Origin of the sequence: Streptomyces pallidus (ex Mingjun et al. 2026) (assembly GCF_051550185.1) — a bacterium.
GTDB lineage: Bacteria > Actinomycetota > Actinomycetes > Streptomycetales > Streptomycetaceae > Streptomyces.
In genome coordinates this window covers 4,440,458-4,454,320 of record NZ_CP196181.1, presented here as the reverse complement: position 1 = coordinate 4,454,320, position 13,863 = coordinate 4,440,458, and the positions used below count along the sequence as shown (strand labels likewise).

Here is a 13,863-nt window from a genome sequence, read left to right as displayed (position 1 = left end):
CGGCGGGGCCGCGGAACGGCCCCGCACCCCGTCCGAGCCGGTCACCCGCCGGTCGCGCCGCAGGTCAACCGCCCCGGTCGGCGCCCGCCGCTCATCCGCCCGTGCGCGTCCCCGTTCCCTTGGCCGCGTCGAGCGCGTACACGCAGCGGTCCTTGCTGCACGCGTACACCACGCCACCCTCCGCGACCGGCGCCCCGGTGATCTCGCCGCCCGTGGCCAGCTTCCAGCGGAGCTGCCCGCCGGCCGCGTCGAGGGTGTACAGGCAGTGGTCGGCCGAGCCGAAGTGGACCCGGCCGTCGGCGACCGCCGGCGAGCCGGTGATCTCGCCGCCGGCCGCGAACCGCCACTTCGGGGTGCCGGTGACCGCGTCCAGCGTGTACAGGGCGCTGCCCGCGCCGAGGTGGATGCTGCCAGCCGCGATCAGCACCGGGTCCGCGGACGAACGGGCCTCGGTGGCGATGCGCCAGCGGTCCTTGCCGGTGATCGCGTCCAGCGCGTACACGGTGCCCAGGTAGTCCACGAGGTAGACGCCGCCGCCGGTGACGGCCGCGCCCGGCGCGAACGCGGGCGGGGCCAGGAACACGGCAGGGGCCTCGAAGTGCCAGCGGACCCGGCCCGACGCCCGGTCCACGGACAGCACGCGGGTGCCGGCGGTGACGTAGGTGTTGCCGTCCGGGGCCGGGGTGACGCGTACGGGCACGTTGCCGCAGGAGGCCGCGTCGCCGACCGGGTACGACCAGGTCTCCAGGCCGCTGCGGGCGTCCAGGGCGCGCAGCCGCGCGTCCTGCCACACGTACACCGTGCCCTCGTGCAGGACGGGGGCCGCCTCGGGGGTCTCGAAGTCGCTCTGCGCCCCGGCCAGCTCCCACAGCTTCTGGCCGCTGGACGCCTCCCAGGCCTGTACGCCGCCGCCCCGGGTGGCGGTGACGACGGTGCCGCGGTCGGCGCGCAGGCCGTACACCCAGGCGTCGGTGGACAGCCGCCACCGCTCGGAGCCGTCGGAGGCGTCGAGGGCGTACAGGGAGGGTCCGTCGGAGGCGTGGATGCGGCCGTCGGAGACGGCCATGGACCAGGCGACGTCGCGGGTCTTGAACTGGCGGCGGCCGGTGGCCACGTCCAGGGCGTGCACCTCGAAGGAGGTGACGTAGAGCAGGTCGCCGGCGACGGTCGGGGTGCCCCAGACCTCGTTGGACATGCGGAACCGCCAGGGGCGCCAGCGGCCGCTGTCGGGGGCCGGGCCGGGGTTCGACGCGCCCGCGGCCGAGGTGACCGCGGAGGCGGGGCCCGCGCCGGCCGGGGCCGGGGTGCCGCCGGGCGGGCGGACCCAGCCGGTGACGGAATCGGCGGCTCCGGCGTGGGCGGCGGGCGCCGACGCGGTGGCGCGCGGGCCGGGGCCGATCGGTACGGGGGAGCCGCCGAGGCGCACCGGCTCGCCGGAGGGCGCGGGTACGGCGCCGGGCGCCGAGGAGGGCGCCGACGTGGGCCGGGGCGGGTGCTGGGGGCGCTGCGGGATGGCGTGGCCGGTCCGCGGGTCGACGCCGGGCTCGGCGAGGCCGCGGGGCGCGTGGCGGTTCGTGGGCACGTCGGCGGGTCGTCCCTGGGCGCCGGGGCCGGGGCCGCGGCCGGGCGCCGGGACCGGTGCGGCCACCGTGCGCTGGCCGGCCCGCCGGGTCTCGATCATGGCGACGGCCCGACCGGGCAGCCAGGCGGACGCGGTGCCGCTGTCGTCGCCGCCGTCGAAGAGGTGGGGGGCGAGCTGGGCCTGGAGGTCGGCCGGGGTGGGCCGCTGAGCGGCCTCCATCTGCATGCAGGACTCGATGAGGGGGCGCAGCTCCTCGGGCAGCCCGTCGAGGTTGGGCTCCTCGCGCAGCAGCATGAACACCGTCTCCACCGGGTTCGCGCCGTGGTAGGGCGGGTGCCCGGTCGCGGCGAACACGAGGGTGGATCCGAGCGAGAAGACGTCGCTGGCGCCCTTGACGCTCCGCGAGTCCTTCGCCTGCTCGGGCGACATGTAGGCGGGGGTGCCGACGGCGACGTTCGTCATGGTCAGGCGGGTGTTGGAGACGCCGCTCGCGATACCGAAGTCGATCACGCGCGGGCCGTCCTCGACGACGAGCACGTTCGACGGCTTCAGGTCGCGGTGGACCAGGCCGGCCCCGTGGATGGACTGGAGCGCCTCGGCGATGCCGGCCGCGAGCCACCGTACGGCCTGGACGGGCATCGGCCCGCACTCGTTGACGATCTCCTCCAGGGAGGGCGCCGGGACGTACGCGGTCGCCAGCCACGGCACGGCGGCCCGCGGGTCGGCGTCGACCACGGCCGCGGTGTAGAAGCCGGACACCGCGCGGGCCGCCTCCACCTCGCGGGTGAAGCGCACCCGGAACAGCTGGTCCTCGGCGAGCTCGGTCCGCACTGTCTTGATCGCCACCCGGCGTCCGGACGCCGACCGTGCGAGATAGACCAGCCCCATGCCGCCGGCGCCGAGCCGTCCCAGCACCTCGAAGGGGCCGATCCGTCTCGGGTCGTGCTGCGTCAGCTGCTCCACCACTCGCCTCACACCTCCCCGTACGGGCCTTGGCCTGGCCCGTTTCCACCTACACGCGCGCCGGCACGGCGGTCGGCCTCCGTGCAGCGTTGCATTCCGGGCGCCGCCCGGAGTCGCGCAACCCCGATTCTGTCAGGCCCGCGCCCAGGCCGTGTCGTCACAGTCGGGGCCGTGCCCGGACGCGCCGCTTCCAGCGGCCCGGGGAGGGCGTTCCGGGCGGGCCGCGGGGGGCGTCCCGGGCGGTCCGCGGGGGGCGTCCCGGGCCGGTCCGGGCGGTCCGCGGGGGTGCTTGCTCAGGCCGGTCCGTGCGGTCCGGCCTGCTGCCCGGGGGACTCCGAGAGGAGGGCGAAGACCGCGCCCTGGTTGTCCGCGACGACCGCGATCCGCCCGTAGGCCGTGTCGAAGGGGTCGGCGGTGACACGGCCGCCGAGCCGCTCGACCGTCTCGACGGACCGGTCGCAGTCGGGGACGGCGAAGTACGCGAGGAAGTGCGCCGGCATGACCTCCGGGAAGGCGTCGGTGATCAGGCTGCGCCCCAGGACGGCCGTCTCGGCCCCGGGGGTGCTGCCGGGCGGGGACCACAGCCGGTACTCGACGCCGGAGCCGTCGTCGTCCTGGTCCTCGGGGACGAAGCCGAAGACGTTGGCGTAGAAGACGTCGACCGCGTCGCGGGCCCGCGTGTAGAGCTCCGCCCAGCAGTAGGTGTACGGCTCCTGGTGGGCCTCGAAGCCGTGGTGGGTGCCGGGCTGCCACAGGCCGAAGACGGCCCCGCCGGGGTCGGCGGCCAGGGCCGCGGTGCCGTACGGGCCGACGGGCTGCGGGTCCATCACCATCTGGCCGCCGGATGCGCGGATGCGGGCGGCGCAGGCGTAGGCGTCCTTGGTGGCGAGGTAGATCCCCCAGACGGTGGGCATGCGGCCGTCGGGCTTCGGGGCGAGGGCGGCGACGTTGCGGCCGCGGCTGTAGGCCTGGGTGTAGCCGCCGTACGCGGCGCCGGCGCTCTCGCTGAAGGTCCATCCGAAGAGCTCGCCGTAGAAGCGCTTGCCCGCCTCGACGTCGGGGAGCGAGGCGTCCACCCAGCAGGGTGTGCCTTCCGCGAATACGGCCATGGCCCGTTTCCTTCCGTTGTGCGGGGGTGTGTACCCTCCGTACGCGCCTGCGCAGCTCCCGGCGATGCCCGTTTCGGCCATGATCTGCCCGAAGACTTGTCCACAGCCTGTTGATAAGACTAATCGGGGGATACTGGAAGAAAGCGACCACCCCCCTCGGGCGGCCGGACAGGACCGTGCCCGCAGCCGGAACCAGGCCGGAAACCGCCCGCCGGAACCACCGGGAGCGGCCATTGCCCAGGCCGGGGACCACGTAACCCCATTTGCAGGCGGCCGAATCGCGCCCAGATCACCCCTCGGTAAGCTGACGGCATGACAGGACAAGTACGCACCGTCGACGGCCGCGTTGCCGGCCGACGCGGTCAGGCGACGCGGCAGAAGCTGCTCGACTGCCTCGGCGAGATGCTCAGCTCCTCGCCGTACCGCGACGTCAAGGTCATCGACGTCGCCCGCAAGGCCGGAACCTCCCCCGCGACCTTCTACCAGTACTTCCCGGACGTCGAGGGGGCCGTCCTGGAGATCGCCGAGCAAATGGCCACCGAGGGTGCGCAGTTGACCTCGCTCGTCGAGGGGCGCAGCTGGGTCGGCAAGGCCGGCTGGCAGGCGGCCGAGGAGCTCGTCGAGGGCTTCCTGGACTTCTGGCGGCGCAACGACGCGATCCTGCGCGTCGTCGACCTCGGCGCGGCCGAGGGCGACAAGCGCTTCTACAAGATCCGCATGAAGATCCTGAACTCCGTCACCAACTCCCTCACGGAGTCGATCAAGGAGCTTCAGGCGAAGGGCAAGGTCGACAAGGAACTCAGCCCGGCGGCGATGGCGGGCTCGCTGGTCGCGATGCTGGCCGCGGTCGCCTCGCACCAGAAGGGCTTCCAGACCTGGGGCGTCAAGCAGGCCGAGCTCAAGCCGAACCTGGCGCTCCTCGTACACCTGGGCATGACCGGCAAGAAGCCGACCAGGTAACGGCGGACCTCCGGACCACCTGCCACCACCGGGGTCCGCCTCGATCAACGACGTTCCAGGCGGAACAGCCGGATCTCGCGCTCGATGCGTGCCTGGTACGTCGCGTACGGCGGCCAGAACCCCAGCACGGCCTGCCACGCCGCGGCGCGCTCCGCGCCCTGCAGCAGCCGTGCCCGAACGGCGATGTCCTGGCCCTTCCAACTCACCTCGGCGTCGGGGTGCTTGAGCAGGTTCGCGGTCCACGCCGGATGTCCGGGGCGGCCGAAGTTGGAGCCGATCAGGATCCACCCGGCGCCGGACTCCTCCGGCATGCACGCGAGGGGCGTGCTGCGGGGCTGCCCGGTCCTGGCTCCCCTGGCGGTGAGGATCACTCCGGGGAGCATGCGGGCGCTGGGGATGACCCTGCCGCGGGTGAGCCGGTGCACGGTCCTGTCCAGGGCGGGGATGACGTGCGGTGCGATCCTCGCGAACAGCCTCGTCGAAGAGACCTTCTGGATGAGCTTGACGCCGAGAGCCATCAGACGGCCGCCTTCTCGCTCGGGTGGAGGGGGGTGGCGGGGGCGGGTGCCGCGGGTGGTGCGAGTGGTGCTGGTGGTGCGGGTGCGGGCGCCCCGGGGGAGAACAGTCCTGCCCGGTGGGCCGCGTGCGCGCGCAGCCGGTGGGCCGGCCCGAAGAGCAGCTCGTCGGCCGCGGCCCGCTTGAAGTACAGGTGGGCGTCGTGCTCCCAGGTGAAGCCGATGCCGCCGTGCAGCTGGATCGCCTCGCCGGCCGTGAGCCGCAGGGCCTCCAGGGCCTGGGCGAGGGCGAGGCCGCCCTGCTCCGGGTCCCAGGCGGCGTAGTACGCGGCCGAGCGGGCCGCCTGGACCTGTACGTACAGGTCGGCGAGCCGGTGCTTGACCGCCTGGAAGGAACCGACGGCCCGGCCGAACTGCTCCCGGGTGCGCACGTACTCCACCGTCCGGTCGAGCGCCCGGCCGGCGGCCCCGGCCGCCTCGGCGGCGAGCACGGCGGCGGCGGTGCGGCCGGTCGCGGCGAGGGCGCGAAGCACGCGACCGCCGTCGGCGGCGGCGCCGTGGGTGTCGGCGGCGGCATGGGCGTCGGTGGCGGCATGGGTGTCGGTGGCGGCTTCACCGGTTCCCCCGCCCAGCAAGTCGGCCTCTACGTGACGCAGTTGGACGCACGCCTGCGGCCGGGTCTCGTCCAGGGCGGTCTGCCGCAGCCGGACGAGCCCGGCCGCGTCCCCCCGTACGAGGAACAGCAGGGTCCGGCTCCGGGCGAAGCCGCCCGTGTGCGCGGGGACCACCAGCAGGCCGGCGCTGTGCCCGTCGAGCACCTGGACGGCCTCCCCGTACAGCCGCCAGCCGCCCTCCTCGGCCCGGCGCGCCTGCACCCCGCCGGCGCGGCCCCCGCCGGCCCAGTCGGCGGGGGCGTTGTCCGCGGTCAGCCCGAGGGCCGTGGACAGGGCCGGGCCGGGTACCGCGAGCGCGGCGGTGAGCCCGCCGGAGGCGAGCCGGGGCAGCAGCGCGGAGCGCTGGGCGGCGCTGCCGAGGGCGGTGATCAGCGGTACGGCCAGTGCGGCGGTGGCGAACAGCGGCGAGGGCAGCAGGGCCCGCCCGGTCTCCTCGCAGGCCAGCGCCAGGTCGCCGGGGGTGCAGCCCACGCCCCCGTACTCCTCGGGCACCGCGATGCCGGGCAGGCCGAGCTGCCGCGCCAGCTGCCCCCACAGCTCGCGGTCGTACCCGTCGGGGGTGCGGACGGCGGTCTTGACCTCGTCGGGGCCGCAGCGTTTGGCCAGGATCTCGCGCAGGGTGCGGCGCATGCCGTCCTGCTCCGCGGTGAAGGCGGCATCCATCATCGGGCTCCTCCCCGTATCTGACGGCGCGTCATATTAGGGCGGGCGGCCACAGATGCCCAGGGGTGCAACGACGCGGGAAGCGGGCGGCAGGCCCGCGGGCACACCCTGGAACTGACGGCCAGTCAGATGTACGGTCCTCCCATGCCTGGACCCCTCTCCGGACCTCCGCCCGGGCCCCTGAGCGGCCCCGCTCCCACCCCCGACGCCCCGCGCCGCAAGGTCGCGGTCGTCGGCGTCGCCCTTTCGGACTGCGGCCGCGTCGACGGCCCCACCCCGTACGCCCTCCACGCACAGGCCGCCCGGCGCGCCCTGGCCGACTCCGGCCTCGACCGCTCCGTCATCGACGGCTTCGCCTCGGCCGGCCTCGGCACCCTCGCCCCGGTCGAGGTGGCCGAGTACCTCGGACTGCGCCCCTCCTGGGTCGACTCCACCACGGTCGGCGGCTCGACCTGGGAGGTCATGGCGGCGCACGCGGCCGACGCCATCGCCGCCGGCCACGCGCGGGCCGTCCTGCTGGTCTACGGATCCACCGCCCGGGCGGACATCAAGGCCCGGCGCCGCACCTCGAACCTCTCCTTCGGCGCGCGCGGGCCGCTGCAGTTCGAGGTCCCGTACGGGCACACGCTCGTCGCCAAGTACGCGATGGCCGCCCGCCGCCACATGCACCAGTACGGGACCACCCTCGAACAGCTCGCCTCGGTCGCCGTACAGGCCCGCGCGAACGCCGCCGCCAACCCGGACGCGATGTTCCGCGACCCGATCACCGTCGAGGAGGTCCTGTCCGGCGAGATGATCGCCGACCCCTTCACGAAGCTGCACTGCTGCATCCGCTCCGACGGCGGCTGCGCCGTCCTGCTGGCGGCCGAGGAGTACGTACCGGACACCGCCAAACGGCCCGTCTGGATCCTGGGAACGGGCACCGCCGTCTCCCACACCACCATGTCGGAATGGGACGACTTCACGGTGTCCCCGGCCGCCGTCTCGGGCCGCCTGGCCTTCCGGCGGGCGGGCCTCACCCCGGCGGACGTGGACGTCGCCGAGCTGTACGACGCCTTCACGTACATGACCCTGGTGACCCTGGAGGACCTCGGATTCTGCGCGAAGGGGGAAGGCGGAGCCTTCGTCGAGAAGGGCCGCCTGCTGAGGGAGGGCGAGCTGCCCGTCAACACCGACGGCGGCGGCCTCTCGGCCTGCCACCCCGGCATGCGCGGCCTGTTCCTGCTGGTCGAGGCGGTCCGCCAACTCCGCGGCGAGGCCGGCCCGGGCCAGGCGACCCGCCGCGACGGCACCCTCCCGGAGGTGGCCCTGGCATCCGGCACGGGAGGCTGGTTCTGCTCCTCGGGGACGGTGGTGTTGGGCCGGGGGTGAGAAAACCGGGGCGAAGGGAGGGGGCGGCCGGCCGGGGGCGAGGGGACGGGCGGGAACGGAACCGCGCGGCCCACCACCCCCGGGGGGCCTCGCGCCCCCCTACCCTGGCCCCATGCCCCCTGAGACGGACGAGTTCCACCGCACCCTGCACTCCCTGCGCGTCTGGGACACCGAGCTCCCCGGCTTCGATCCCGAAGCCGTGCCCGACGCGCCGGTGCCGCTGTTCCGGGAGTGGTTCGTGCACGCAGCCCGGGCGGGGCAGGTCGAGCCGCACACGATGAGCCTGGCCACCGTGGACGCCGAGGGGCGGCCCGACGTGCGGATCCTGATGCTGCACGACGCCGACTCCCGCGGCTGGCACTTCGCCTCGCACGCCACCAGCGCCAAGGGCCACCAGCTGGCCGGGCAGCCCGGAGCGGCGCTGGCGTTCTACTGGCCCGCGGTGGGCCGCCAGGTCCGCGTCCGGGGCCCGGTCACCGCGTGCGGCCCGCAGGAGAGCCGCGCGGACCTGGCGGTCCGCTCTCGGGGCGCGCTCGCCGCGGCGCTGACCGGCCGGCAGAGCGAGGTGCTCGGCTCCGTACGGGAGCTGGCGGAAGCCTCGGCCGCCGCCTGGGAGCGGGCCGGTGCGGAACCGGACGCTCCCGCCCCGACCTGGACGCGGTACGTCCTCGCCCCGGCCGAGGTCGAGTTCTTCCAGGGCGACGCCGCCCGCCGGCACGTCCGCCTGCGCTACCGCCGCACCCCGGACGCCTCCGCATGGGTCCGCGAGCTGCTCTGGCCCTGACCCCGGTTCACCGCGGCCGGAACACGGCCACCCACACGCCCTCCGCCGCCTCGCGGAACGCCACCTCCAGCGGCATCCCGATGCGGAGGTCCGCCGCGCCGCAGTCCACGACCTCCGTCATCATCCGCGGCCCTTCGGCCAGGTCGACGACCGCGGCCGTGTACGGGACGCGCTGCCCGAAGGGCGGCAGGTCGTTGCGGTGGACGACGGACCACGTGTAGAGGGTGGCGCTTCCGCCGGCCCGCTCCCAGACGACCTGCTCCTCCCCCGCCCAGCAGAACGGGCAGAACTCCCGCGGGTAGTGGTGCGCCCGCCCGCACCGCGTGCAGCGGCGCAGCAGGAGCCGTCCTTCCGCGGCCGCCTCCCAGTAGGGGCGGGTGAAGTCGTCCGCGTCCGGCAGGTCGAACCGCACCCCACCCCCACCCGAGCCCGCGCCCGCGCCCGCGCTCACAGGAACAGTCCCAGCGCCGAGTCGAGGGACCAGACCTGCCAGCCCATGGTGAGGAGCGCGACGAGGGAGATGAGCATCATCATCGCGTTCTGCCCCTGCTCGGCCCAGTCGTGGATCATCAGCAGCAGGTAGAGCAGGTTCAGCAGCAGCCCGCCGACCAGCGCTATCGGCGTGAGGAACCCGAGCACCAGACCCAGGCCGAGTGCGAGTTCCGCGTAGACGACGACGTACGCCATCAGCCGGGGCCTGGGCCGGACCACCTTCTCGAAGCCGCCCTTCACGAACGGCCAGCGGTGCTTGCCCGCGACGTCGGCGGCCCAGGCGATGCCGGTGCCGCGTTCGAACCAGCCCTTCTTGTCCTTGTGCCGCCAGCTCTCCAGCCACCACAGGCCGAGGCCTATCCGGAGCACGGCGAGCCACTCGGCGCCACTGAGCCAGACGGTCCGCATCGGCAGTCCCCGCCTTCCCTCTCACCCGATCTGACGGTACGTCAGTTGAGCGGATCCAGGTCGATCCCGCAAGGCCCCGCGTCCGCACGGCGCCCGCGGCGGGACCGCGCCCCGCATCCTCCGTGACCGATCCGCAATCGATTTCCCTCCTTCTCCGAGACCCAACAACGCTGTGTGTCGATACGCTCACTCCTCATGCCCGGAGACGCCACCGCCCCTGACATGACCACCCAGCCCCGACCCGTGTACGTGATCGGTGCCGGGCCCGGTGGCCTCGCCGCGGCCGCCGCGCTGCGCGCCCGCGGGATCCGCGCGGTGGTCGTCGAGAAGACCGACACGGTCGGCTCCTCCTGGCGCGGCCACTACGACCGCCTCCACCTGCACACCACCCGCCGGCTCTCGGCGCTCCCGGGCCTGGCCATGCCCCGCCGGTTCGGCCGGTGGGTGTCCCGCGACGACGTGGTGCGCTACCTGGAGAAGTACGCCGAGTTCCACGAGCTGGAGCTCGTCACCGGCGTGGAGGTGACTCGCATCGAACGCGCCCCGCACCCCGCCGACAGCGGACCGGAAGCCGGCACCGGCACCGGCCGCAAGGGGAAGGGCAGGCGCAAGGCCGGCGCCAGGTCCAAGGCCGAGCACGACCCCGAGGCCAACGCGTGGCTCCTGCACGCCAGCGGCGGGCGCGTGCTGACCGGCCGGGCCGTGGTCGTCGCCACCGGGTTCAACCACACGCCCGCGCTGCCCGACTGGCCGGGCCGGGACTCGTACGGCGGCCGGCTGCTGCACGCCCGCGACTACCGGAACGCGGAGCCGTACACCGGCCTGGACGTCCTCGTGGTCGGCGTCGGCAACACCGGCGCCGAGATAGCCGTCGACCTCGCCGAGGGCGGCGCCGCGCGGGTGCGGCTCGCCGTGCGGACCGCCCCGCACATCGTGCGCCGCTCCACCGCCGGCTGGCCCGCCCAGCGCAGCGGGATCCTGGTGCGGCGACTGCCCGCGCCCATTGTGGACCGGGTCGGCGCACTCATCGCCAGGGCGTCCGTCCCGGACCTGTCGGCGCACGGGCTCCCCCGCCCCACCACCGGCCTGTACAGCAGGGTCAAGCAGGGGGCGATCCCGGTACAGGACGTCGGCCTGATCGACGCCGTCCGCACCGGCCGGGTCGAGCCGGTCGCCGCGGTGGACTCGTTCGACGGCGGGGAGGTGGTGCTCGCCGACGGCTCGCGGATCACCCCGGACGCGGTGATCGCCGCCACCGGCTACCGGCGCGCCCTGGAGGGCCTGGTCGGGCACCTGGACGTGCTCGACGAGCGCGGCCGGCCCCGTACGCACGGCGCGCGCACCCTGCGGCACGCTCCGGGCCTGTACTTCACCGGCTTCGGCAACCCCATCAGCGGGATGCTCCGCGAGATGGCGCTGGACGCCGAGAAGATCGCCAAGGTGCTGGCCCGCCGCCTCGGCGTCCGCTCCGAAGCCCGGGCCAAGGTCCGGGAGGAGGCCCTTCAGGACACCGGCCTCCGCCCGGTCGACCCCCTCGCCTGACGGGGCGGCAGGCGCGACGCGCAGGTGCCGGCGGAAGCGAGGAGCCGCCCCGGCAGCCCTCCCGCGACGCCCCTCCCGCGCCCCTCTCCCGGCTGCTCCCACGCCCCTGCCCCAACCTCGACCGAATCCACCCCTGGACCCGCGCCTCCCGCATCTGCCACCGTTCCCTTCCACACATCTCCTCCACCACCTTTCCTGCGCAGCAGTGTTCCTGACGGCATGTCAGTTCAGTAGTCTGGGTCACGGCGGCGATCTGACGACGCGTCAGTAACCGCCTTCGAGGCTGATCGTCCATCGAGCAGGGAGCGGGCGAAGCGATGCTTGGATCTACTCACGGCACCCTGACCACCGACTTCCGCGCGCGTGTGGAGGCCTGCGGGGAAACACCCCGGGAGGCCGTCCATTCCACCGCGCCGGCCTCCGCCGAGGACGCGGTCGCCCTGGACGTGAGCGGCCGGCCCCTGGACGCCGAGGTGCCGGACCTGGACCGGTTCTTCCGACCCGAGTCCGTCGCCGTCGTCGGCGCGTCCGATGCCGAGGGCAGGCCCAACACCGGCATCACCCGGCAGCTGATCGCCTGGGCGGAGCGCGTCGGCGCCCGTATCCACCCCGTGCACCCCACCCGCACCAGCGTCTTCGGGCTGCCCTGCCACCCCTCGGTGACCGCGCTGCCCGAGCCGGTGGACCTCGCGGTGCTGCTCGTCGGCGACCCGGTCGCGGTGATCGAGGAGCTGGCCGAGTCCAAGGTGAAGTTCGCCGTCGCCTTCGCCTCCGGTTTCGCCGAGACCGGCGAGACCGGGGCCGCCGCCCAGGCGCGGCTGGCGGCCGCGGTCCGGCGATCGGGCCTTCGCCTCCTCGGCCCCAACACCAACCTCAACGCCTTCCAGGAGTTCCGCGACGACCTCCGGGGCCCGGCCATCGCGCTGATCACCCAGTCCGGCCACCAGGGGCGGCCCGTGTACACCCTCCAGGAGCTGGGCATCCGGCTCTCCCACTGGGCTCCCACGGGCAACGAGGCGGACCTCGAAACCGCCGACTTCATCTCCTACTTCGCCGAGCAGCCCGACGTCGGCGCGATCGCCTGCTACGTGGAGGGTCTGAAGGACGGCCGGTCGTTCCTCCTGGCCGCCGACCGGGCCGCCCGCAACGGGGTCCCCGTCGTCGCGGTCAAGGTGGGCCGCACCGAGACCGGCGCCCGGACCGCCGCCTCCCACACCGGCAAGCTGACCGGCGCCGATGCCGTCGTCGACGCCGCGATGCGCCAGTTCGGCGTCATCCGCGTCGACGCCCTGGACGAGCTCCAGGACACGGCCGCGCTGCTCGCCCGGGCCCGCCCGCCCCGGGCCGACGGGGTCGTCGTCTACTCCATCTCGGGCGGCACCGGCGCCCACTTCTCCGACCTCGCCACCGAGGCCGGCCTGCACCTGCCCGCACTCTCCCGGGCCAAGCAGGACGAGCTCCACCAGTGGATCCCGGACTACCTGAACGTCGCCAACCCGATCGACAACGGCGGCCACCCGGTCGGCGACTGGCGCGGCCGGAAGATCATCGACGCGATCCTCGCCGATCCCTCCGTGGGCGTGCTGATCTGCCCGATCACCGGCCCCTTCCCGCCGATGAGCGACCGGCTCGCCCAGGACCTGGTGGACGCCGCCGAGCAGACCGACAAGCTGATCTGCGTGGTCTGGGGCTCGCCCGTCGGCACCGAGGAGGCCTACCGCACCACCCTGCTCGGCTCCTCCCGCGTGGCCACCTTCCGCACTTTCGGCAACTGCATCACCGCCGTGCGCGCGTACCTCGACCACCACCGCTTCACCACCGGCTACCGGTCTCCCTTCACCGACGCCCCGCGGACCCCGTCCCCCTCGTACCGCAAGGCGCAGGCACTGATGCGCCCGGGCCAGCAGCTCAGCGAGCACGCGGCGAAACAGCTGCTGCGGGCCTACGGGATCCGGGTCCCGCGCGAGCAGCTCGTCACCAGCGCGGCCGCCGCGGTCCGCGCGGCGGGCCTGGTCGGCTACCCGGTGGTGATGAAGGCCTCGGGCCCGCAACTCGCGCACAAGACGGAGCTGGGACTGGTCAAGGTGGGGCTGACCTCGGCGAGCCAGATCCGGGACGCCTACCGGGAGCTCACGGACATCGCGCGGTACGAGAACATCCCGCTGGACGGGATCCTGGTCTGCCAGATGGTGCAGCGCGGCGTCGAGATGTTCGTCGGCGTCACCCAGGACGCGCTCTTCGGCCCGACCGTGACGGTGGGGCTGGGCGGGGTGCTGGTCGAGGTGTTGCACGACGCGGCCGTACGCGTACCGCCGTTCGGCGAGGACCAGGCCCGGGCGATGCTGGCCGAGCTGCGCGGCCGGGCCCTGCTCGACGGGGTCCGGGGAGCGCCCCCGGCCGATGCCGACGCGCTGGTCGAGGTCGTGCTGCGGGTGCAGCGGATGGCGCTGGAGCTGGGCGGCGTGCTGTCGGAGCTGGACATCAACCCGCTGATGGTGCTCCCGCGCGGGCAGGGAGCGGTGGCCCTGGACGCCCTGGCCGTCTGCCGCTGACACGACCGCCTTCGCCATCGCCCCCGCCGCTACTGCCCCCGCCGGCGGCGGCACCCCTGCGGTCGTCGTCGGGGCGCGGAGCCCGCCCGGGCCCCGTAGGCGCTGCACGTCCCGTGAGCCTCGCAAGCCCGGCAAGCCGCGCAAGTCCCTTAAGCCGCGCGAGTCCCGTAAGCCGTACAGGTCCCGTAAGCCGTGCGAGTTCCGTGGTACGACGCGCAGGTCGGGCACCGTGCGCGTGAGCCGCACGA

11 protein-coding genes are annotated in these 13,863 nt (G+C 74.4%); 5 read left to right on the top strand and 6 right to left on the bottom strand.

Translation table 11 applies throughout. From position 1 onward, the window contains the following. Positions 1 to 91: 91 nt before the first annotated feature. Entirely contained in the window at positions 92 to 2,545 is a 2,454-nt protein-coding gene (locus ACSHWO_RS19700) for a serine/threonine-protein kinase (protein WP_438319169.1), read from the bottom strand. Positions 2,546 to 2,838: 293 nt separating this feature from the next. Further along, positions 2,839 to 3,654 (bottom strand): VOC family protein, encoded by an 816-nt coding sequence (locus ACSHWO_RS19695; RefSeq protein WP_438313442.1) that lies wholly within the window; start codon positions 3,652 to 3,654, stop codon positions 2,839 to 2,841. Positions 3,655 to 3,966: 312 nt separating this feature from the next. Between ACSHWO_RS19695 and ACSHWO_RS19690 the strand changes: the two genes are divergently transcribed. Beyond that, on the top strand, positions 3,967 to 4,614 hold the full coding sequence (locus ACSHWO_RS19690) for a TetR family transcriptional regulator (protein WP_179176458.1): 648 nt from the start codon (positions 3,967 to 3,969) through the stop codon (positions 4,612 to 4,614). A 44-nt stretch (positions 4,615 to 4,658) separates the two neighbouring features. Here the strand turns inward: ACSHWO_RS19690 and ACSHWO_RS19685 are convergent, their stop codons facing one another. Then, complete coding sequence (locus ACSHWO_RS19685) at positions 4,659 to 5,132, bottom strand: nitroreductase family deazaflavin-dependent oxidoreductase (protein ID WP_361095609.1); 474 nt, start codon at positions 5,130 to 5,132, stop codon at positions 4,659 to 4,661. Continuing rightward, positions 5,132 to 6,466 carry an acyl-CoA dehydrogenase family protein gene (locus ACSHWO_RS19680; protein ID WP_438319167.1) on the bottom strand — a complete coding sequence of 445 codons (1,335 nt, stop codon included), beginning with the start codon at positions 6,464 to 6,466 and terminating at the stop codon, positions 5,132 to 5,134. The genes ACSHWO_RS19685 and ACSHWO_RS19680 overlap by 1 nt, the downstream gene beginning before the upstream one ends. A gap of 144 nt (positions 6,467 to 6,610) precedes the next feature. On the opposite strand from ACSHWO_RS19680, the gene ACSHWO_RS19675 reads away from it, so the two are divergent. After that, positions 6,611 to 7,837 carry a thiolase C-terminal domain-containing protein gene (locus tag ACSHWO_RS19675; RefSeq protein ID WP_361095612.1) on the top strand — a complete coding sequence of 409 codons (1,227 nt, stop codon included), beginning with the start codon at positions 6,611 to 6,613 and terminating at the stop codon, positions 7,835 to 7,837. Positions 7,838 to 7,949: 112 nt separating this feature from the next. Further along, positions 7,950 to 8,621 (top strand): pyridoxine/pyridoxamine 5'-phosphate oxidase, encoded by a 672-nt coding sequence (locus tag ACSHWO_RS19670; protein WP_438313439.1) that lies wholly within the window; start codon positions 7,950 to 7,952, stop codon positions 8,619 to 8,621. Positions 8,622 to 8,628: 7 nt separating this feature from the next. Here the strand turns inward: ACSHWO_RS19670 and ACSHWO_RS19665 are convergent, their stop codons facing one another. After that, entirely contained in the window at positions 8,629 to 9,033 is a 405-nt protein-coding gene (locus ACSHWO_RS19665; RefSeq protein ID WP_438313437.1) for a Zn-ribbon domain-containing OB-fold protein, read from the bottom strand. 35 nt (positions 9,034 to 9,068) lie between these two features. Next, positions 9,069 to 9,521 (bottom strand): DoxX family membrane protein, encoded by a 453-nt coding sequence (locus tag ACSHWO_RS19660; RefSeq protein ID WP_438313435.1) that lies wholly within the window; start codon positions 9,519 to 9,521, stop codon positions 9,069 to 9,071. Positions 9,522 to 9,716: 195 nt separating this feature from the next. Between ACSHWO_RS19660 and ACSHWO_RS19655 the strand changes: the two genes are divergently transcribed. Together ACSHWO_RS19655 and ACSHWO_RS19650 are read left to right on the top strand one after the other, a co-directional pair. Beyond that, positions 9,717 to 11,063: a flavin-containing monooxygenase gene (locus tag ACSHWO_RS19655; protein ID WP_438313433.1), complete on the top strand. Its 1,347-nt coding sequence runs from the start codon at positions 9,717 to 9,719 to the stop codon at positions 11,061 to 11,063. Positions 11,064 to 11,380: 317 nt separating this feature from the next. After that, entirely contained in the window at positions 11,381 to 13,615 is a 2,235-nt protein-coding gene (locus ACSHWO_RS19650) for an acetate--CoA ligase family protein (RefSeq protein ID WP_438313431.1), read from the top strand. Positions 13,616 to 13,863 lie beyond the last annotated feature (248 nt).

Coding starts and splice junctions, on each gene's coding strand:
- ACSHWO_RS19695 (WP_438313442.1), bottom strand. CDS start 3,654: ATGGCCGTATTCGCGGAAGGCACACCCTGCTGGGTGGACGCCTCGCTC.
- ACSHWO_RS19690 (WP_179176458.1), top strand. CDS start 3,967: ATGACAGGACAAGTACGCACCGTCGACGGCCGCGTTGCCGGCCGACGC.
- ACSHWO_RS19685 (WP_361095609.1), bottom strand. CDS start 5,132: ATGGCTCTCGGCGTCAAGCTCATCCAGAAGGTCTCTTCGACGAGGCTG.
- ACSHWO_RS19680 (WP_438319167.1), bottom strand. CDS start 6,466: ATGGATGCCGCCTTCACCGCGGAGCAGGACGGCATGCGCCGCACCCTG.
- ACSHWO_RS19675 (WP_361095612.1), top strand. CDS start 6,611: ATGCCTGGACCCCTCTCCGGACCTCCGCCCGGGCCCCTGAGCGGCCCC.
- ACSHWO_RS19670 (WP_438313439.1), top strand. CDS start 7,950: ATGCCCCCTGAGACGGACGAGTTCCACCGCACCCTGCACTCCCTGCGC.
- ACSHWO_RS19660 (WP_438313435.1), bottom strand. CDS start 9,521: ATGCGGACCGTCTGGCTCAGTGGCGCCGAGTGGCTCGCCGTGCTCCGG.
- ACSHWO_RS19655 (WP_438313433.1), top strand. CDS start 9,717: ATGCCCGGAGACGCCACCGCCCCTGACATGACCACCCAGCCCCGACCC.
- ACSHWO_RS19650 (WP_438313431.1), top strand. CDS start 11,381: ATGCTTGGATCTACTCACGGCACCCTGACCACCGACTTCCGCGCGCGT.